We start from the raw sequence: 21,486 nt of genomic DNA, 5'->3' as shown, positions 1-21,486 counted from the left end.
AGCCCTAAGCATGAGCATCAGCAATCCGATCAACGCCAGCATTGGCACCGCCTTTGATGTCGCCACCATCTTCGACGAAGATGCAGCAGACGGCACCGTCAACGAGGGCGACAAGCCGAGCGTTAGCATTGCTGCCACTGATGCGCAATCGATTGAAGGGGTGGACAATGTCTTGAGCTTTACGGTTGAGCAAGATAGTGAAAGTAATTTTGACACTACAGTGCAAGTGACAGTTGATCCAAGTAGTGACGTAGAAGCGGCAGATATTGCTTCGATTATCTATATCAATGCGACTGGTGATCAAGTGGTTATTACCGATGCTACGGTCATAGCAGAAGTTTTAGATGGTAGTACTATACTTGAGATCAAAATTCCTGCAGGAAGCCAAACAGCACCTGCTATTATCGTCACTACTAATAATGATGATATCTTTGAGAGCAGTGAGCAGCTCAGCTTTGTGGTCACTAGTGCTGATAATGCAGACATTGATAGTGCTGTTGCGACTGGCACTATTTTAGATGAAGATGCGGTAGACGGTACACCTCAAGCAGGTGATAAGCCGACTGCAATTGTCACTAGAGACAGTGTGGTTGAGGGGAATACTCTTGAGTTCACCGTTGATTTGAGCAACCTATCTGAGTCTGATACAACAGTAGCGCTGACGTTAGCGAATGGTACAGCGGTACTTGGCACAGACACGAATATGTCTGTCGAAGTAAGCTTAGATGGTGGCAACACCTTTAGCACAGTCACTGTTGCTGTAGATGGCACTTTTAGTGTCGATGTTCCAGCTAACAGCACGAATGGCATAATCGTACGTGTGCCTACTGTGGATGACAATATTGATGAGCCAGATGAAACCATTACACTGACAGCAAGCGCAACTGACCAAGTCACACCAAGCACAGCGACTGGTACCATCATTGATAACGATGCTGCGCCTGTTGTTTCAATTGTTGGTGCTACTTTAGTAAATGAAGATGCTGGTACGGTCACTTATACCGTTAGCTTAACCAACCCATCATCAACGGCTGTGACGGTTGATTATGCCACCAGTAATGGTACAGCCACTGCTGGGGCTGATTATGGTGCAAACTCAGGTACGTTGACTTTTGCACCAGGGGAGGTAACCAAAACGGTAACGGTTGCTATTACTGACGACACCCTGTTTGAAAATTCTGAGAACTATACTATCGCTTTATCTAATCCATCACTCAATGCCAGTATTGATAGCACGCAAGCAAGTGTTACCACCGTCATTACTGACAATGATATAGCGCCAACCGTCACTATTGAAGATACAGATGCAGCCACAACACCACAAGATAACAGCGTGGTTGAAGGCACAGGTAACAATGTGACTGGCGCTATCGATATCACTAACCCGCAAAGTGTCGCAGCGCTGACTATCAACAGTGTCGATGTGACCACAGCCACCGCTGCTAATCCTGTGATTATAAATGGTAGCGAAGGCCAACTGGTTATTACGGGTTACAACTCGGCCACAGGCTCGCTCACTTATGCATATACCGAAGATGGCAGTGCTGAAATGCACAACACCGCTGGTGACAATGTATTAGACCAGTTTACTGTCAATCTCACCAATAGTGCAGGTGGGACTTCATCTGACACGTTAGATATTCGTATCATTGATACCGCACCTACTGCCAATCCAGATACTAATAGCCTTACTGAAGAGACAGACAAAGTAACAGGTAACGTGCTCACGGCTACAGGTGCCGCTGCAACAGATGTCGCCGACAGTTTAGGGGTAGACGCAACACTTGTCACGGCGATAGAATCAGTTACATCTACCACGGTGACGGGTACAGTAGGCGGAAGTACACAAGGTGAATATGGTGTGCTTTCGCTCAATGCAGATGGCAGTTACAGTTACGATCTTGATAACGATGCAGTACAATATCTTGCTGTCGATGATGAACCTTTAACCGAAACCTTCAACTACACCATCACAGATGCTGATGGTGATACCAGTACGACCACTTTGACTGTGACTATCAATGGTACTAACGATAGACCTGTCATCACTAACGTTGCGAACGGTAACAACATCATCGAAACTGCTGCAGCAATAACCGAGCAGGCTGATGGTACTGCTATCATTCGAACGGGTACCCTTAGCTTTGCGGATACTGATGACAGTGATGAGCCGACGATTAGTGAAATCGCGGCAGAAAACATCTATGTCTATGACTCAAACAACACAACCTTCACCAATGCCAATCCATTAACAGATGTTCAAAAAGCAGCCTTATCAAGTATATTTGAAGCAGATAATAATGCAGGCAGTTTTGAAGAGGGTAGCTGGAGTATTAATGCTGAGGCGGACGTCATTGATTTCCTTCCTGAAGGGGAAACCATCACCATTCGTTATGCCGTACAAGTCAATGATAATGAAGGTATCACCAATGCTGTTAATGGTAACGAAATCAGTACCAGTGAGCTTCGCTACATTGAAGTGACCATTACAGGTACTGATGATAGTATCGCGCTTGTAGATGATACTGATAGTACCGATGAAGATACAGTATTATCAGTGGCGGCTGCCAATGGTATTTTTGCAAACGATACTGCAGATGCTGATGCCAATACAGAGTTAACTGTCGATAGTTATACCGTTGCTGGTATGATGGGGACATTCAACGTAGGTGTTGCTACTAGCGTCACTATAGACGGCTCTATCATTGGTGAGCTGACCATAAACACTGATGGAAGCTATATCTTTGATCCTGCTGAAAACTTTAGTGGCACCGTACCAGTGGTCACTATTGCTGTCAATAATGGTCCTAATGCCGCAACTCCAGAAAGCGGTACAGAGACACTGACGATCACCGTCAATCCAGTATCAGATGCACCAGATATTGGTGATGATATTGCATTATCAACTGACGAAGATAACACTACTGCTAGCTTAGGTTTACAAGCACCTGTTATTAGTGATGATGCGGATTTAGATGGCATAGGGAATGCTACTGACAACCCTGAACGTATCGGTTTGATTACCTTAACGGGTATACCAGATAGTGCAACCCTAAACTACGGGGGTAATACCTATGCATCAACTGGTGCTGACATCACCATATTATTAAGTGATTATTTGACTAATGACCAAATAATCAACAATGCAGGCACACCAACCATCACCATGACCAGTGCTGAATTTGAAGCGATGACACTAACGCCACCTACCGACGATGCTACCAATATCTCATTTGATATGTCGGTAACTGAATACGAGGTCGATGACAATGGTGATATTGCACAAGTAAATGGTTCTAATGTTGATGGTGCAGAGAGTACCGTCACTATTGATATTGAAGTCCAAGCTGTGACGGATACTGAAGATAATAATGCTGCGAATAATAACCCTAATGATGATAATAGTATTGACTATAGTACCTTTGGCTATGACCAGAATGAAGTCACGGGAGATACCTTAACGGTCACTGTAAATGAAGGTGAGTCTGTTGATTTACCAATCACCACCAATTTTGGTGACTTAGTGGGTAGAGGTGGAAGTCTAGAGACCTATGGTTTCGTAATTAGCGGATTACAGCCAGATGCTGTTGTCTCATTTATACCTGCTGGTAGTAGTAGGGTGACCGAGTATACTGTTGATACCAACGGTCAGGTATTGATTGGTGTTAATGCTGCCGCACCGACATCTACTAGTTTGAGAGTCAATGGTGGCTCAGAGCCGCAAATTAGCATCACATCAGCTGAATATAACTCACAAGATATGAGTAATATTACCGTGTCGTTATTTACCCAAGACCACGATACTGACTCATCTCCAAGAAATAAAACGGTTGAGCTAATCGATACTGTTAACGTTAATCTGACCGTGACACCTGTTGCTGGTCAAGTAGTAGCGAATGATGTTAGTACAACTGAAGATACAGCCTTCACACTTGATGAGTTTAATTTTGCAGTACTTGATGACCAAGACGGCAGCTCAGCTGTTGCCGAAATCATCACTGCAATTCGATTTACCTTGCCGGAAGGTTGGACATATAACGATGGTACCACCGATACAGTAGGCGCGAGTGGCGGTACGGTGATTGTTATTACCGACACCTCTGACTTGGGTAGCTTGTCGCTTACGCCACCTGCGCAGTCTTCAACAGATACTGATATCGACTTTGAAGTAACCAGTGCAGATTTGGATGATGATGGAGATGTAGCCGTTGCTATCAGTGAAACAACCACATTAACCCAAACGATTAACATCACGCCTGTAGCCGAAGTTGTGGGTAGTGATATTGATGGTGATGGTACGCCTGACTTAACCATTAATCCAGACTACACTTACACTGCTGTAGCGCAAGAAGACGCTGCATTTGACCTTGGTGTTGACGGTACATTCAGATTACTCGATAACTGGTCAAACCAAGATGATACGGTTGATTTTGGAGAAGAAAGCCATACTACTGCTCTCAATGATTCTGAGCAGACTTATGCTCATCTGACGTTTGGTAGTAGAGACAGTGGTGTGTTTACTGCCATTGAAGGCGCCGTATTTACCTATAACAACGGTAGTAATACCTTGTCGCTTACAGATAATGGAACGGGTGTCGATATCCCAGCCGCTTATCTGAACACGGTTACTGTGACCCCGCCGCAAGACTATAGTGATTATACAGTCACTTCGGTATCGGCTACTGCTGAGACAGCAGTCAAGGTAGAAGCTGTGACTATTGACTATGATGAAGATACAGACACTAGTATCGAGCCAGTAACGAGTGGTGAGAGTTACTTAACTTTCACAGTTGCAGGTGTTGCTGACCAAGTTACGCTAGGTGTCGACCCTGCTACAGGTTTAGAGGATCAGGCAATTAGCGGTGGTAATAATCGTGATGGGTCATCAGTTGCAGTTGTTATTCCTACTGATGGTATTCCTTTGAATATCCGCCCAAGCTCACGTGACGATGATGGCTCTGAAGCTTACGATGTTACTATTACAGACATTCCGCTAGGCGCTCAGCTATATGCCGATAATGATGGGACACTGACGCTGTTGGATACTATTGGGGGCTCAGTAACCATAGCTAATTACACCAATACAGTGAGCGATTTATACTTTGTACCAGCTGAAAACTATAGCGGCAAAGCCAATCTCCAAGTATCAGCAGTCAGTAGAGAGAGCGATGGAAACATCAGTGCTTCTAGCGCAACATTGAACTTACCTATTAGTGTCGTTGGTCTAGCAGATCTTATTGTAAATGACAACCTAGCAACTGAGACTGCAACGATAGTGGATATCGATGAGCAGTCTGTCACCAAAGATTATACGTATGTTGGTATCGAAGGCGCTGGCAATGACAGCATATCGTTGTCAGCGTTCTTTGCTGATACTGCCAATATTGCCGCTTATGATACTGGTAGTCCAGCAGCAGAGCAGGTCACTTACAAGGTGACAGGCGTGCCTATAGGATTTGGCATCACGGGAGCAGTGTTCTTAGGCGGTAGTGAAAGTGAAGGTACTCGTAGCTGGTCTGTATCTTTAGACGCTCTCAAAGACGGCTCAGCAAAACTGACAACGCCTGAAAACTTTGCTGGTGATATCGAGCTGACCATTACAGGAACGACGACAGAAGTAGTGTCTGGCAATAGTGTGACTCACGGCACAAGAACGGTCTCTGTATTAATTACACCTGATGCTGCCGATGGGGTAGTCAACAACCCACAAGTGCTAGCAACAGAGGATGTATGGGCAACTGTCAATTTCCTTGCAGCATTTGTGAGTGACGATACAGTCGTGCCAGGCAACAGCGATATTGGATATGAGTCGCTTGAGACTGTAATACTCAGGGCTAATGACTTGATAAGTAGAGACTTATCACTACGTGTCGATGGTGTCGAAGTGCCTCTGAATGCAAATGAAACGTATTCATATGGTCCCAATCAAACGATTGAGATTAGGTACGATGATGACAAGCGCCATAGCGATGACAATGTCACATTGCCGTTTGAGTACACTTATACAGATACCGCATCACTCGCGGACGACGCTACGATTAGCAGTCAATCATCAACAGGAACGGCTAATGTAAACGTGACATTCCAAGCAGTGACTGACACACCAACGATAAGCGTAGATGTTACCGACAACAGTATCAATAATAATGGTACAGATGATACGGCGTCAGCGATTGTCGCCATATCCTCACCTGACCAGGACGGGTCTGAGTTGTTTACTCGCTTAGAGGTTCGCGACGTCCCTGATGGTATTATTGTACAAGGTGGTATCCTAGCGGGTAGTACCTGGTATGTCGACGTACCAGATACGGCCATTACAGACTCAGCGCCAGAGTATACACTGGTATTGGCTCGCAACCCAAAAACCAACGATATCCCTGTAGGCACCTTCAATGTCACTGTAGTAGGTGTCACACAAGATATCAATGGAGAGGGCATCGATGGTAGTGAAGCGACTGTTGTAGGTATATTCCCTATTACCTTGACGAGAGACGGGAATGGCGGTGATCCTGGAACGGTTGATTTGATCGATACGCTCAATGTTACTCCTGCGCCTCAGTCAGAAGATGCTGCTATTTTATTGTCTAGTTTAGTAAATGCTGAGTTGAGCGATACAAATGTAGTTAGTGCTTATAGCTTCTTACTAACCGATCTACCTGAAGGCACAGTGTTGAGTAGCAATAATCCAAACGTAAGTGTACAGCAAGTCGCAGGTCAGTGGATTGTTAGCGTTGAAGCCAGTGCGAACCTAACACCTAATCAAGCGCTAGGTAATGTTGTTTTGACGCCACCTGAAAACTTTAGTACCAATGAGGCTAATGTTGGTCAAGAGCTCAGTTTTAATGTTGAATTCACTGCGCTGAACGATCGGGGTCTAGAAGACAATTTGAGAATTGACGATGTTAATGTAGAGATAACACCAATCACTGATCCTTTCGACAACGATGGTCAGACTACAGCATTGGCCGTCAATGAGGATACCCCTGTTGCCATCAACATCAACTTGACCAATAGTGCAGATGGAGACTATGTTTCTCTGGTTGATGGTAGGCTTTATCTACAACTCGATGAGAGTGGTTTGACCGATGTCAATGGTGGTACTGGTGTGCTGACTGATAGTAGTAACAACCCACTAGTATCTGTCACGTTGACCGATGGTCAAGTGGGCGATATTCCTGCTGGTACTTACTACGTCGTTGATGTTGCAGATACAGACAGTGATATCGATGGTATCAACCCTGCTGACACGATCACGGTCAATTATACCCCTGCCGAAAATGAAGATGGCACGGCAGTAGTGAATGTATACGCAGCACACAATGAAGTCGATGAGATCAATGGTGATGATAGCGTGACATTGACATATCAGCACAGTTACGATATCGCAGTTGCTGCACAACCAGATGCATTGGCTATTTTGGATAGAGATGATGATTTAATGGTTACTGCAACGGGGGATGAGGATACACTCATAGCCATACCTTATCAGATCAATCCAGTAGATGAAGGAGACGATGCAGCAGCGATCACTTTAGACGAGGTGCCTAATGGTTATCTGGTGTATTACGTTAATACTGCAGGAGACACTGTTCTAGCCAGTAACAATGGCGTCTCAGGTGGTAATAACAATAACTCATGGTCAATCAATGCCAGTCAGTTAAATAACATTAATCGTGGTGAAGTAGGTGAGATGGATAATATCTTTATTCAAGCGCCTGAGAATGTCAGTGGCACGGTTTCAGATATTGAAGTCAGCGTCATCAGTGACAGTGGTTTGGCCAGTACCCCGCTTGTAGTGACCTTAGATGTGACACCTGTGGCCGATGAAATCGTATTTAATCCATCTACTTTGGTTGGTTTCCAAGGTAAGTGGACGACGCTCAACTTAAATGCTGCAATGGAAGATATTGACGGCAGTGAAACCGTTAATATCATTGTAACTGGTGACAATCTATATGGTGATGTACTACAGGTAACAACCAGAGATGGCGCGCCATTAAACGTAACGTGGAATGCCAGTATACAAACCTACGTTATCGAAGGAGTACCTTATGAAAGTATTAACAATTTGCGTGTACAATCGGCGACATCTTATGTTGGTCCTTTAACCATTACATTAGAAACAGTTGAAACGGGCAATGGGGATACTTTTGTCACAGACCCAGGTACCATTAATATCGATGTAGCGCCTACTTTAGTATTCAATGGCACCCCTGACGATGATGCTTTAATTTCAGTAAACCAGACGTCTGCGCTTAAATATACTGGCGGCGCAGGCGATGATTTGTTTGTCGGTGGTAGTGGAAACGATATTTTTAATGGTGATGCTGGCAATGATACTTTAACTGGCAATGCCGGTAACGATACCATTAACGGTGGCATCGGTAATGATACTATCAGTGGTGGCGCAGGTAACGATGTCCTGAATGGCGATGCTGGTAACGACATAATTAATGGCGGCATTGGCAATGATACAATTAACGGCGGTGCAGGCGCAGATACGATTGATGCCGGTACAGGCAATGATACGATAGTCTTTGCTGCTGACAATATCTTAATGGATGGTGGCACTGGTATCGACACCATACTCATCAATGAAGATAGTACCACCATTGATTTTGGCACCTTTAATGCTACTGTGTTTGAGAGTATTGAAGTCATCGATATGACAGGTAATGGCGCTCAAGCGCTTACCAATCTGTCCACTAATGATGTGCTTGATATTATCAATGATACAGTACTTACTGATAAAGATTTGATCATCAATGGTGATAGTTCTGATAGTGTAACGTTGACCGATGAATGGACGGATACGAATACTACTGTATCGCAGGATGGTATTAGCTACGATGTCTATAGCTTCTCAGATACCAATGGAACGCACGATCTGTTGATTCAGACTGATATTACGACCAATATTATTATATAGGTCTATTCAACTAGTACGGGGTTTGACTTTTATCTTCTACAAAACGCTATTGGATCAAATCCAGTGGCGTTTTTTTGAGTGTTGTCTACGAAATAGCATACTTTAATAACTGGCTAGCTTTCCTTACTTAATTGCTTACTCACTCGGGTCCGATCATGGTGGAAAGTCATGACGTAATTGTGCGACATTATCCGTTGTGACCGTATCTGTGAAGTTATTGAGATCGCTATGCACGTATTGTGTGACGGCAGCTATTTGCGCATCATTCATCATGCTATGGAAAGATGGCATACCGCGCAGGCCGTTAATGATTACGCTAATAATATAGTACTTTGATTCCATCTTACTGTTATTGGTCAGTGGCGGATAGTAACCAGCGCCTTGCGCGCCGTCACCTTTTTGCATATGACAACCTGCACAAGAGTCGTCATAGAGTTTCTTACCGCTGGTTGTAGCAAATCCTGTTTTGCCTTGTGTGCTGCCTTCAAACTTGGCGAGCCACTGCTGCATGCTGGCATCATCGCTCATTTTTGGTATCGAGCGCACATCGACGATATTACTAGTGGGTTCAGCCAACTCACTTTTGGACATGTATACGCCGCCCCATGCGCCTTGATTGCGACTGGCCTGATTGTCGAAACTGCTGTTAAATAGTACAGGCGTCGTCTGTGGATTGGCGATAGTGGCTACATCTTGTGTTCTATTCTGACTACAGCCTGACAATGTTAGCAACGCGATCGACCCGCCAACTATGAGCTTTATTACGGCCTTGCCTGAGCCAGACGATGCGATTGGGTTTACTGTCACCATATTCATGATTATTCCTAATATGTCTAGTCTCATTGTTATCATCCTTGCTTCAACGCTAGACTGGTTATCCGAAATCTTATTAAAAAGACACTGCTACCCAAGTTTTTTAGCTTTTTGATGCAAGCGTTTGGCGGCATCCATACCAGATAATATTGCCCCTTCTTGCCACGCAGGAATGTGCGAACAGTGCTCACCTGCCAGTACGATGCGGTGATCAATCTCGCAGAGTGTCTCGTAATACTGCTCACGACTGGACTCGCTCCAGATACCATAACAGCCAAGCGACCAAGGAATACGATGCCATGCAACCGAAGTGCCCGAGCGGAACTCTTTGGTATACTGCGGATGAATCTGTTTGCCATAGGCGAGCGCCGCGTTGATACGTTCTTTGGGTGTTAATGAGTTAAATTTGTACGAAGTCTCGCCAAATCCGTAAGCGCCAAGCAACACACCAGCGCCTGTGCTAAACATATCTTGTGACGGGTAAGAGATTTGGGTGATCGGCAGATCAGTATAGGTGATACCGCCATAGATCCATTCATCCTCTTCCCAGAACCGCCGTTTGAACTCTAAACCCACTTTATACGAGCTGTCATAAGGGACGGCCGCCATCGCTTTCTTCATTGGAGCGGAGACATTGATATCAATTTGAGTCAATATGGATAAAGGAATCGTACAAATGCACCAATCCGCGCGCACCGTTTTGGTAGCACCGTCAGGGCTATTGCTATCAACATAGTCAACGGTGACGCCCGTCTCGTCTTGATTGATTTTGGTGACTTTGGCATTGAAGGTAATCATATCTCGGCACTCACGTGTGAACGCATCACCAATTTTTCCCATACCGCCGACAGGCTGAAACATCGTTGGTTGATGCACATGGACGGTATAGTTGCTATAAATGTCCGACCACATGCCTGAGTCTAGTAGCTTATCCATCGGTATGGGCGTTGATGGTTTGGCATCTGGCATCAATCCACCACCCGGATACACACTATAGCCCCGATGCTTACCCGTTTCATGGCTTTTGACATAGCGATAATTGTTATCTAGGACGCCCCAGCCCTTTAGACCTTCGAGTAGTTTTTCTTTGTCCTCTTTATTGACCGTACTATCGAGACTGCCTTTATTTACGGCTTTGGACAATAACTCTGACACATAACCACGAATATCGCTCTGTAATTCGCCCAAGCGCTGCGGCGCGCCGTTAAAGTGATTGGTACGGTGTAGATAAGCACGATCATTGGTTTGGATAAAGGGTTGCAATGCGACGCCAAACTTTTTGCAGTAATGAAAGACCGCGTAATGATGGATGGGCAATCGCCATGGACCGCCATTAAAGTAATTGCCTTGTTTAAAGTCGCAAGTGACCTCAGCGCCGCCCAGCTCTGTATATTTGTCACCGCTATTGAGTGTCCAGCTACGTCCGCCGCCACGATTTTGGTACTCAAGCACGGTCACTTTGTAGCCTGCTTTGCGTAGCTCATAGGCCGCAGTTAGCCCGCCCAATCCTGCACCCAAAATCACAATGCTGGCACCAGCTGGTGCACCTTTCAGACTCATTTCTTCTTTAAAGCTCGACTCGGAGGCAAACCCCAACGTGGTCATCGCTTGATACATTGCGGTCGCGCCTGCGGTCTTGCCTATCATTGAGAGCAGTTGCCGACGCGTAGGGGATTGAAGCAGGTCATTCATAGGATTATCCTTATCGTGCGGGTCTCTGCCATATGATAAAAGGCGAAGATTAGAGCGCATTTTTATAGTTAGTTTTAATGCCAATTCTTAGGGTTAGCTTTTTTCTTTTATCACACGCGTGACATCAGCCGCGCTGACATCGCTGCTTGGTAGACCACCAAATGTGACTCGTACATAGTTAGTGATACTAGCGATTTGTGCAGGGCTTAAATCTTTTGAGAAGCCTGGCATTTTTGGTGCCGTGTTAAATGCACCTTTCGCCCCAAAAGCAATCACGCCAACGAGCGCATTAGGTTTTACGCGGCGAATACTACTGAGGCCAACGATGGATGCATAGCGTGCATCGGGCTGAGCGTAACCATCGACGCCATGACAGCTGGCGCAATTCGCTAAATATAAGTCTTTTGGCGAGTTGCTGCCCAAGTTATTATTGCTGCCGCTATTGTTGGCACTGTTGACAATATTCGTTTTGGCTTGCGCTAGATAGTCTTTTTGCTCAAGTAAGTTATAAGTAATGGAGTTGCTGACTGGCTGCGGTAGGCGAGACACATTGACAGGTATCAAATAGTCATCGGTCTTAATGGCTGGGACGACTTTGAGATAAGACGCCATCGCGATCAGATCTTCATCAGTGAGATAGCGCGTACTATGTGCCACGGCTTCCGCCATTGGTCCGCCCGCATAAGCGCGCTTATCAAGCGTTCCTGTACGCAGGTAAGTCACGATGTCCATTTCGCTCCAAAGGCCAATGCCTGTGTCGTTGTCAGGGGTGATATTTGGGGCAAACCATTTACCGAGCGGTGCACCAGATAGATAACGGTCTTTATCAAGGCCTTGGGTTAAGTTGCGCGGGGTATGGCAGGTGCCACAATGCTCTAGATTATTGACCAGATATTCACCGCGTTGCTGGGTTTGCGTAAGTCCTGAGCGATTTTCGGTAGAGGGTACGTTGATCACATTCCATGCCAGCATCAAGCTGCGGATATTTAATGGAAAAGGCAAATGAGTGGTTTTTTCAGGGGGTTTGTCTACGATAGGGACGGTCTGGAAATAAGCGAATAAAGCACTGACGTCATCATCCGTCAGGCCATGATAGGACGGGTAAGGCATAGCAGGATAGATCTGATGACCGGGCGCGCGACCTTTTCGCAAGGCTTTTTTAAAATCTGCCTCAGTATAATTGCCAATACCATAGCGCGTCGATGGTGTGATATTGGTCGAGTAGATATTGCCAATCGGCGTCTCAATCGGCACGCCGCCACTATAGTCTTCACGATGGCAAGCCATACAGTCAGCGGTACGCGCCACGTAAGCGCCACGGTTGGCAAGCGCACTATTGGCTGGACTGACATTTGGTAGGGTTATTCGACTGGGCAAAGTGTTTATTGGCAAACTGACATTGTCTGCCATCACGACAGTAGACACTAAGCTAAATCCCAGTCCCAATGCTACTGCCAATGAAAACGACAATGTTGGCATGACGGCAGAAAGTGGCTTCATAATGTCCTTATAATACTGATAAATCATCCTTAATCCCTCATCCTAATATGCCTGCAATTCGCCAGTCGCGTCTAGCAAAATAAATCAAAATGATAAAAATTCATATTTCAAAAAACATTGTCGCAAAAAAGTACTGTCGTAAAGTTAACACTGACTACTATTGTCTGGCGGCTTCGACTTTTATATTTAAGTTAAGGTTTTTGGTCAGTCCAAACCAGACAAGTTTGTTTATATTCCATTTTGTGCGATCAATCGTCGCAGTGAAGTCGCCACCGCAGACATCCTTTTTGAGGCTAGGGCTCAAATAACAATCAAAATTCGTGGCTTTCAGGCTAATAGGATGTGTCTCGCCATGTAGCGTCAGCTTGCCATCTACTCTTGTTACCTGCGGGCTATTCTTATTTTGATCAAAATACCACTTCGTCGACTTAAATTGCGCCGAGGGAAATTTTTTTGCATCAAAAAAATCAGTTCCCGTCAGACTACTATTAAAAGAGGGATTGCCTGTATTGAGGGACTCTATCGGTATGATTAATGAGATGTCGCCTGTTTGCCGACTTGGGTCGTATTGCAATTGACCTTTGATATCATAAAAGCCACCAGTAGTGGCAGAGGTCTGGAAGCGTTCAATGGCAAATCGTATGTGAGTATTGGTAGGATTGATGGAGTAACTGGCGGCATGACTGTCACCGATAGTGCTGACAAGCATTAATGGAATAATCAATAAGGCGTAGATGTGGGGGATTTTTTGTCCAATGCATAAAAGGTGCATGGCTACATTCCTTTGTGGGCTATCGATATATAAAGCGTTTTATTAACGAGCGCCATCCATGGTTTTGCTCAATACTAAGCCAGTTCTCATTTCTTATTTATACATTGTTTTTCAAATGGTTAGTAGTGTTATTTTGGTCAATATATAACCGCTGGTTTCAGTTATATCTAAACATTCATATCTCAATATTGATTCTGAATATTGGGTGTATCAGTGTTAGATAGCTTCATATCAGCGCGGTTTCTATGACTGTCGATATTTTTATTTGTATTCGCTATTGAGTGTTTGAAGAAAAGGGTGGCAATCGCACACGCTATCGTCAGTGATAGCAGCATAGAGACCAAAGTATGACTAAAGAAATGATCGCCAAACAGCATTTTATACAGCCCCATTATCCATCCTAAGACCGTGACTGTGGTAAATATTTGATAGCGATACTTTTTTAACGTCGGCAAAAAAGTCAATCCATATAAAGAAAACCCTGCGCTGGCGTGAGCCGCTGGGAAGCATCTGGCGGGCGTAGCTGCTACGATGTTTTGCCATAGGTTAAGATAAGGCAGATCACCGTTAAAAATAACTAAGTCATTCGGGCAGCTCACATGAGTAAAGCCTTTGAGCGTGGCAATGCTAGCCGGTACAATCGCGATTATAATCAGTAGATAGCCGATCTCTCGAATTGGTAACGGAAGCAGAAATCTATCAAATTTACGGCGATGCTGTGAGGCGGTGTTAGGTAAAGGTTGTCGGTACTTAATGATTAACACTACTATGAGGTAGACCGCCAGTAGAATTAATAGGGCTTTGGGCAAATCATAAAAGATAAACGCATAAGGCTGCGCGCCTTTTTCTAGTAGCCAGTGTCCATGGCTATAAAAAAGCTCACTGATGCGTATGTCCAACTGGCTATGCTCAACAACCAATGTGGCAATGATGGTCACGCACAGTAATTTTAGCCAGCCCCAAGCTATTGAGTGGTTTTCTAAAGTCATAGATACACCTGATAACGTATATTAAGTGATGATAGATTCCAGCATGTTGTTATAAAAAAATAGACAACTATAAAAAGATAGACAGCGCCATTAACCATAAGACGGTTAAAAGAAACAACGACAAAAATTGCGCAGCGGAGCCGACATCTTTTGCTATCTTGGCGAGTGGATGCTTGGCGGTTGACGTGTGGTCAACGCAAGCTTCGATACCGGTATTGATCAGCTCAACAATCAAAGATAAAAAAGACGCGATGACTAGCATCATTTTTATGCTCATTGCAAAAGGCATAAAAGCGATAGCCACAAACAGGGCAAAGTTGAGCCACACGACTTGTCTAAAAGCCGCCTCAAACTTGTATGCTGCCCTAAAGCCGTCCATTGAATAGCTAGCAGCTTTTATAATGCGATAAAAGCCCGTTTTGCCTTTTGCGTTCTCTGCAAAGTTATCAGGCGTGAATGCACTATGATGTGCTGCCTGCTTGATAGAGCTGTGACTGGCTGTCTTGTCTTCAAGATTAATAGGAGTGATTTTATTCATATAGAATTCTTAATGGTCTATTAATATCAAGGTATGCGCTCGGCTTTGCACGACCAAAAAAACAGTCACGCAAAGTCGATATAGCTTAAGTATAAGACGAGAGAGATTAAGAAAGTGTTAAGAGACTATAAAGAGGCTGGGATACGTGGTAATGAACATTAAATAGGGAAGAGCGTATTTTTTAGATGAGATTTCTAGCACTATTGATTACATTGGTTGCGGTCACTTGTAATAGATACTAAAAGTGCTGCCGCCTGAGGGGTTGGCTTGATGGGTCAGCTGCCAGCCCATATGAGACATGATGCGTTGTACGATACTTAGTCCCAAACCTGAGCCTTCAACCTTGTGATTGATATCATGCTCTGGTGACAAGGCTGTGCCTGTACCCTCGTCTTGATAGTCATAAGTCAATCGCTCAAACCGTTCATATAGCAGCGGCATCATCGCCTCAGGAATACCCAGACCAGTATCAGTCACCGTGATTTTTTCGTCATCGATAGTAATGGTTACCTCGCCATTATCGGTATATTGAAACGCATTTTTAATGAGGTTGCCCAATGCCATTTTTAGTAGTTCGGGACGTACGTAAGCGCTGTATTCTTGCTCAGCAATTACCTGACAAGTAACAGACTTATACCGCAGTAAGTATTTTAGGCGCTGCATTTCCGCTAAAGCGATATTGTTGATAGAGGTTTGCGGTGCGTCTAATTTTTCAGGCGCGCGCGATAGTAGAAGCAGGGCGGTGATAATCTCAGAAGTTTCTTTGGCAGTAGTGCTGATGCGATTGGTAAATTCATTTAAGTGGCTGTCAGCGTCTAATTGCGAGGCCAACACTTCAGAAGCTCCCATGATAATAGTCAACGGCGTACGCAGCTCATGACTGACATCACCAGTAAACAGTTGCTCGCGCTTGAGGTACTGTTCTAACTTGTGGTTTTTATCATCGATAGCCCGTGCCAAGACACCAACCTCAGATGGCAAGTGTGTCAAATCGCTTAAATTGTGATGGTCAGTCTCGACGGCTCGTTTCAGATCTAGTAAAGGCTTGATGATTTGTTTAGAGGACAATTGGGAAAAAATAGCAGCGATAAGTAAGCTTAAAATCACGGCTACTTTTAGCGTATCTGCAAATATGTCTTCTAGGTGCTCAAATATCGCCAAGACTGGATAATTTTCCATCACCATTTCTGTGTTTTCTAAGTAAGTCAAAATATAAGCTTGACCATCTTGAGTATAGGCGAAAAGATGCAGGTTGGCATGACCTGCTCCAGAGGCTTTACTAACAGTGACAGAAGTCTCTTGCACCGTGTCATTGGCTATCGCTTGTAAACTAGCAGGTGCTTTGTCATAGCGATAAATCTTGATACCTGGTTCGGCGACATAAATAGGTTGGTCACCGTACTTTTCTTGACTGAGTTCTAGCTGCTGCAATAGGCGAGCCTTGACCAAATCTTGCTCTATTCGGCTCTCCGCGTACAAGAAAATACTGACAAAAGCTGCGCACAGTAATAATGCGAATATGAAGTAAGACAGTCTGAACTTATTGGCTATCGAGTCTATATTGAGCATGGCGTAAGACAACCTAATAGAAGAAGGCGATATATAACAGGGCTATATGTAATAGAGCGATAAATACGATACGGTCAGTCGATTAGTAAATTGGATAAGGTTTATTCAATTCATACTATAATGATGACTACGCGCTTGCTGATTTATTAGGGTCAACAATTTGGTAGCCCACGCCAGGTACTGTGACTATCATGGGTGTGTCAAATGGCTTATCAACCTGCGCCCGCACGCTATGCATATGGGTGCGCAGTGCATCACTACTGGGTACATCTAGTCCCCATACCTTTTCTTCAATCTCAGTTTTACTGACGACTCTAGGCGCTGCACTCATTAGGATATGCAGTATTTTAAAGCCAGTTGGGGTAAGCTTCAGTGATTGTCCCTCACGCATAATAGTATGCTCACTATTGTTTAAGGATAACGCTCCGACGGCAATACTGTGGGCAAAATGATCGTCCTCATGGCGACGTATGAGTGCTTTGATACGGCACTCCAACTCAACCAACGAAAACGGCTTGACCAAATAATCGTCAGCGCCGCTATCAAACCCAGCGACTTTATCCAAGATTGTATCGCGAGCCGTGAGCATGAGCACAGGCGTTTTGTCATGCAACTCTTCTCTGAGTTTTTTGCACAGCTGCGTGCCATCCATACCTGGTAGCATCACATCTAGCAATATCACATCATAACGATTGTTTGAGGCAAGTGTTAGCCCGCTATAGCCATTATGTGCGTTGTCCAACTCAAACCCTTTTGGCTCAAAAAAAGCATAAATATTGGCCACGATATCGGGGTTGTCTTCAATAACGAGTATCTTGTACATGATGCTGACCTAAAAAATAGTGGTTACCTAAAAGGACTGAGTAATATAAGAACGAATGCCGCGAGCTATTTCTAACAAATTAATTTTATTAACTCACTTTTAACCACTCAATTAGAATGGGCAAGTTTAAAAAAGGTTGATGCACCTTTGATTTCATCGGTTGTAATACCAAAAAAGCTAAGCAATGTCGGCGTAATAAAATCGTGTGACACTGGCTGATTGACCATACTAGAAAGACTTTCAGTATCGATACTATTGCTATTGGGCGACCAAACTATCGTAGGCACGTGTTTTTGTGCATCTGGTGCAAATTTATAGGGTAAGCCGTGAAGGTAGATATTATCTTCACCCAAACTCTCCCCATGATCACTAATATATACCATTACTACATCATAATCTTGCTCATAAGGCTTTAGCGTATCAATCACATTACTCAAAAAATAATCGGTATAACGAATCGCATTATCATAGCCATTTATCACAGACTGAGCATCACATTTGGACAGCTCATTGGTCATGCAGACAGGGTTATACGCTTCAAATTCTTTCGGATAGCGCTGATAATAGGCGGGGCCATGATTGCCCATTTGATGCATCAGAATGAGCGTGTCTTTAGCCATCTCTTTCTGTGAGCTACCTGATTTAACCAGTTTATCAAACCCATCAAGCATACCGATATCTCGGCATTCGACATCACATTTCGGATTGGTATCAGCTGTTTTGTAGTCTTCAAAAGTAACACGATCGGCCACGCCTTTTGAGCTAGAGTTATTGTCCCGCCAAATGACATTGACCCCTTGCTTGTTTAGTGTATCTAATACGTTTTCATTATACTTGGCGGTATCGATATCGTAGTCTGTTCGATTTGCATAGCTAAACATGCAAGGTACGGAGTAGGCCGTAGAGGTTCCACAAGAGACAGCATTCTGAAAACTATAGAGGTCTGACTGCTTTGAGAGCAGGGGTGTGGTATTGCGTGTATAGCCATTTAAACCAAAGTGATCCGCTCGAGCAGTTTCGCCAACCACAAACACCATCAGTTTGGGTTTTGCAATGCTGTTGTCAGGGGTTAATCGCCTTGCATCTGTCGCATGCAGCGTGAAAGTATCAGGACGGCGCAGCTCTTTAATATAGTTTTCGCCAAGTTTTAACATTGAGTAAATAGGCGTAATCGGGTTGGCATAAGAGCGCACTTCTTTATGCTGACGAAAGAAGCTGGCGTACTGATCACCAAAGGGTAAGAGACAAGCGGCGATGACTGCGATAGATAATATCAGCGTAACTGTTTTTTGTAGAATGCTGAGTTGCCAGGTAAAGCGCTTTAAGCGAATTTTGCTAATAATAAACGCTGGCAACACCCCCAATATCAGCACTCGAATCACCAGACTGGGTGTGAACAATCCCATCGCTTCTGCTTGATCGGTCTCCATGCTATTGATTAGCATATTGGTGTCAAATATCGTTCCGTAAGCATCAGTAAAATAACCACAGATGGCGGCAGTAATCAGCAGCGTTATCAACACTGGCTTGGCAATCTGGCGATAGCAAAGCAGCTGTAATACTAGCCACATCAGTCCAAATAGCACACCCGTAATAGACAGTATAAAACCTATGTTTTTGATAAATGGATAGACATTTAGCACCTGCTCGAAAAATCCAGTATTAGCAGTCGCGACCAAATACAAGGCAGTGGTAATCAGAAGATAACTGAGATTGACTTCACGATGATATGGCTGACTTAGGAAATGGGTTTTTCCACGAGCTGTGGGCGTATTTATTTTGACGGCTTGAGGTATTGACATACAAGAACTTCTCAACAAAATGGTAGGAAACGTCATTCCTTACCGTACCAAACGGGCTGTTAAGAAGGTGTTAAGGTGGTATCTCTGATACTTATGCCAATAGAAGAGAGGTTGAATGGTTCGTTTAGACGTGTGTTAAGACGTTCACTGATAGATGCTATAGCATACTCAAATTATTCGGGGTTCATCATAGCCATTAGCTGAGGCTTGTTCTTTATGGTAATAAAGCCATAGTGCATATTGATAATGGTCTGTTTTTGCCATGATTGAATGATTTTATTGATGGTCTGTCGGGTGGTACCGAGCATGAAGCCAAGCTCCTCTTGCGACAAGCGTAGATCTATTTTTATATCAGCGCCTACCTGCTTGCCATAAGTGCCAATCAGCCCGATGAGCATACTAGCTAGTCTTGCGGATGTATTTAGCGAGGTCGCATTATCAATCCATTCAAAGGCTCTACGTATCCGCCCGCAGGTAATGAGCGCGAGATGCTTGTACAAAATCGGATGCTGCTCAGCGGTGTGGATCACTGCTTTTCTAGGGATGGACAGTAAAGTAACCTTGTTTGTAGTCCACGCATCATGGGTACGAGGGTTGTCATCGATGATAGATATCTCACCAAACCAATCACCACTAGACAGGTGGGTAAGGGTCATGGCGTTTCCGCTAGCGCTTACATTACAAACCCTGATCGTCCCTCCTAGAACTAAGTGTAAGGCCGCATCATCATTATCACCAACCGCATGAATCATCTGGTTTTTTTGATACGTTTTTAGCACAGCGCTATGTGCCAGTTGTGTCTGGATTTCGGCTGGCAAGTGAGTAAACCAAGGGTCATTATCTAGATGATGAGTGATATTCATAAGTGTAATGTTTTTGACAGATTTGGGGTTACAAAATAGTGTAGAGTGATGTTTCAGGATATCTACAATTGTAAAGGACTATACAATGCAAACAGCTATGGACACCACCACACAAACGCATTCAACCTCGAGTGTACACCAAAACATGAGCGAGCAAGAATGGGAGATGCGCGTCAATCTTGCAGCCTGCTATCGCATCATTGCCTCTTATGGCTGGGATGATTTGGTATTCACGCATATCTCAGCCCGTGTTCCAGGGACAGAAGACGAGTTTTTGATCAATCCGTACGGAATGTTATTTGAAGAGATTACCGCATCTAACCTAGTCAAAGTAAACAAAGCTGGCGAAAAATTAGCGCCATCAGAATTCGATGTCAATCCAGCAGGGTTTATCATCCATAGTGCGGTGCACGAAGCTCGTGACGATGCCCACTGCGTGATTCATTTGCACACAAATGACGGTGTTGCTGTATCGGCACAAGAGCAAGGCTTATTACCCATCTCCCAGCAGTCGCTATTTCCTTTGTCTAATCTAGCGTACCACGGCTACGAAGGCGTCGCGCTTAACCCAGAAGAAAAAGTTCGTTTGGTCGCTGATTTAGGTGACGCTCACTTTATGATTTTACGTAACCATGGTCTGCTGACGTGTGCCGATACCGTGGCAAATGCGTTCTTATATATGTATATTTTACAAAACGCCTGCGAGATTCAAATCAAGGCGCAAAGCGGTGGCAGTGCATTGACGCCGATACCCGCACAGATATTGGCCGGTATTCAAGCGGCATCGGAGCAAGTAACCAGAGGGGCGAATGGTGATATCGCATGGCCTGCCTTATTAAGAAAGCTACGCCGTACTGACCCATCGTTTGAGGAGTGATGACATACGGGTGGATTTAGATGAGTATTACCATCAAGGACATTATATATGCATAAGTAAAAGACACTTTTGCATAAATAAAAGACACTTTGGTGATAATGATGGCTTATCTACCGTTTAGAACTCGTATGCTTTAAAAAATGAATTCAAAAAACGCAAAGCATAAAGCGGGGCTTTGCGTTTTTTTATGCATACCTAAAAATCCTTATCGTTCAACCTCTCTCATTCTCCGTTTTTGCAAGCTCTTTTCAGTCGTCCAACTTTTATCAACCAGTATCTTCTTTGTCATCATATGTTCACAAATCGGCCGTATTCTTAA

At 44.3% G+C, this 21,486-nt stretch carries 12 protein-coding genes; 2 read left to right on the top strand and 10 right to left on the bottom strand.

Going from position 1 to position 21,486, the window contains the following annotated elements:
- The first annotated feature begins 10 nt into the window (after positions 1-10).
- Positions 11-8,929: a Calx-beta domain-containing protein gene (locus NJD71_RS09075; RefSeq protein ID WP_319051645.1), complete on the top strand. Its 8,919-nt coding sequence runs from the start codon at positions 11-13 to the stop codon at positions 8,927-8,929.
- A 153-nt stretch (positions 8,930-9,082) separates the two neighbouring features.
- On the opposite strand, the gene NJD71_RS09070 is transcribed toward NJD71_RS09075, so the two are convergent.
- From NJD71_RS09070 to NJD71_RS09025, 10 genes are all read right to left on the bottom strand, one after another.
- Positions 9,083-9,745, bottom strand: coding sequence for a c-type cytochrome (locus NJD71_RS09070; RefSeq protein ID WP_319051644.1), 663 nt, complete (start codon positions 9,743-9,745; stop codon positions 9,083-9,085).
- An 87-nt stretch (positions 9,746-9,832) separates the two neighbouring features.
- Positions 9,833-11,434 carry a flavin monoamine oxidase family protein gene (locus tag NJD71_RS09065; protein ID WP_319051643.1) on the bottom strand — a complete coding sequence of 534 codons (1,602 nt, stop codon included), beginning with the start codon at positions 11,432-11,434 and terminating at the stop codon, positions 9,833-9,835.
- A gap of 93 nt (positions 11,435-11,527) precedes the next feature.
- The gene (locus NJD71_RS09060; protein ID WP_319051642.1) at positions 11,528-12,934 is read right to left on the bottom strand and encodes a cytochrome c; all 1,407 of its coding nucleotides are present in this window, start codon (positions 12,932-12,934) and stop codon (positions 11,528-11,530) included.
- Between the two features lie 157 nt (positions 12,935-13,091).
- Entirely contained in the window at positions 13,092-13,706 is a 615-nt protein-coding gene (locus NJD71_RS09055) for a YceI family protein (protein WP_319051641.1), read from the bottom strand.
- Positions 13,707-13,888: 182 nt separating this feature from the next.
- Positions 13,889-14,695, bottom strand: a complete 807-nt coding sequence (locus NJD71_RS09050; RefSeq protein WP_319051640.1) for a PAP2 family lipid A phosphatase — start codon at positions 14,693-14,695, stop codon at positions 13,889-13,891.
- 67 nt (positions 14,696-14,762) lie between these two features.
- On the bottom strand, positions 14,763-15,233 hold the full coding sequence (locus NJD71_RS09045; protein WP_319051639.1) for a diacylglycerol kinase: 471 nt from the start codon (positions 15,231-15,233) through the stop codon (positions 14,763-14,765).
- Positions 15,234-15,455: 222 nt separating this feature from the next.
- The gene (locus NJD71_RS09040) at positions 15,456-16,802 is read right to left on the bottom strand and encodes a sensor histidine kinase (protein WP_319051638.1); all 1,347 of its coding nucleotides are present in this window, start codon (positions 16,800-16,802) and stop codon (positions 15,456-15,458) included.
- 127 nt (positions 16,803-16,929) lie between these two features.
- The gene (locus NJD71_RS09035) at positions 16,930-17,625 is read right to left on the bottom strand and encodes a response regulator transcription factor (RefSeq protein WP_319051637.1); all 696 of its coding nucleotides are present in this window, start codon (positions 17,623-17,625) and stop codon (positions 16,930-16,932) included.
- Between the two features lie 107 nt (positions 17,626-17,732).
- Entirely contained in the window at positions 17,733-19,427 is a 1,695-nt protein-coding gene (locus tag NJD71_RS09030) for a phosphoethanolamine transferase (protein ID WP_319051636.1), read from the bottom strand.
- A 173-nt stretch (positions 19,428-19,600) separates the two neighbouring features.
- Positions 19,601-20,290 carry a Crp/Fnr family transcriptional regulator gene (locus tag NJD71_RS09025; protein WP_319051635.1) on the bottom strand — a complete coding sequence of 230 codons (690 nt, stop codon included), beginning with the start codon at positions 20,288-20,290 and terminating at the stop codon, positions 19,601-19,603.
- A gap of 85 nt (positions 20,291-20,375) precedes the next feature.
- On the opposite strand from NJD71_RS09025, the gene NJD71_RS09020 reads away from it, so the two are divergent.
- Complete coding sequence (locus NJD71_RS09020) at positions 20,376-21,167, top strand: class II aldolase/adducin family protein (RefSeq protein ID WP_319051634.1); 792 nt, start codon at positions 20,376-20,378, stop codon at positions 21,165-21,167.
- Positions 21,168-21,486: the final 319 nt, after the last annotated feature.

The sequence above is a fragment of the Psychrobacter sp. PP-21 genome (assembly GCF_033790785.1).
Taxonomy (GTDB): Bacteria; Pseudomonadota; Gammaproteobacteria; order Pseudomonadales; family Moraxellaceae; genus Psychrobacter.
The sequence above is the reverse complement of the archived record's forward strand: the minus strand, read 5'-3'. Positions and strand labels throughout refer to the sequence as shown.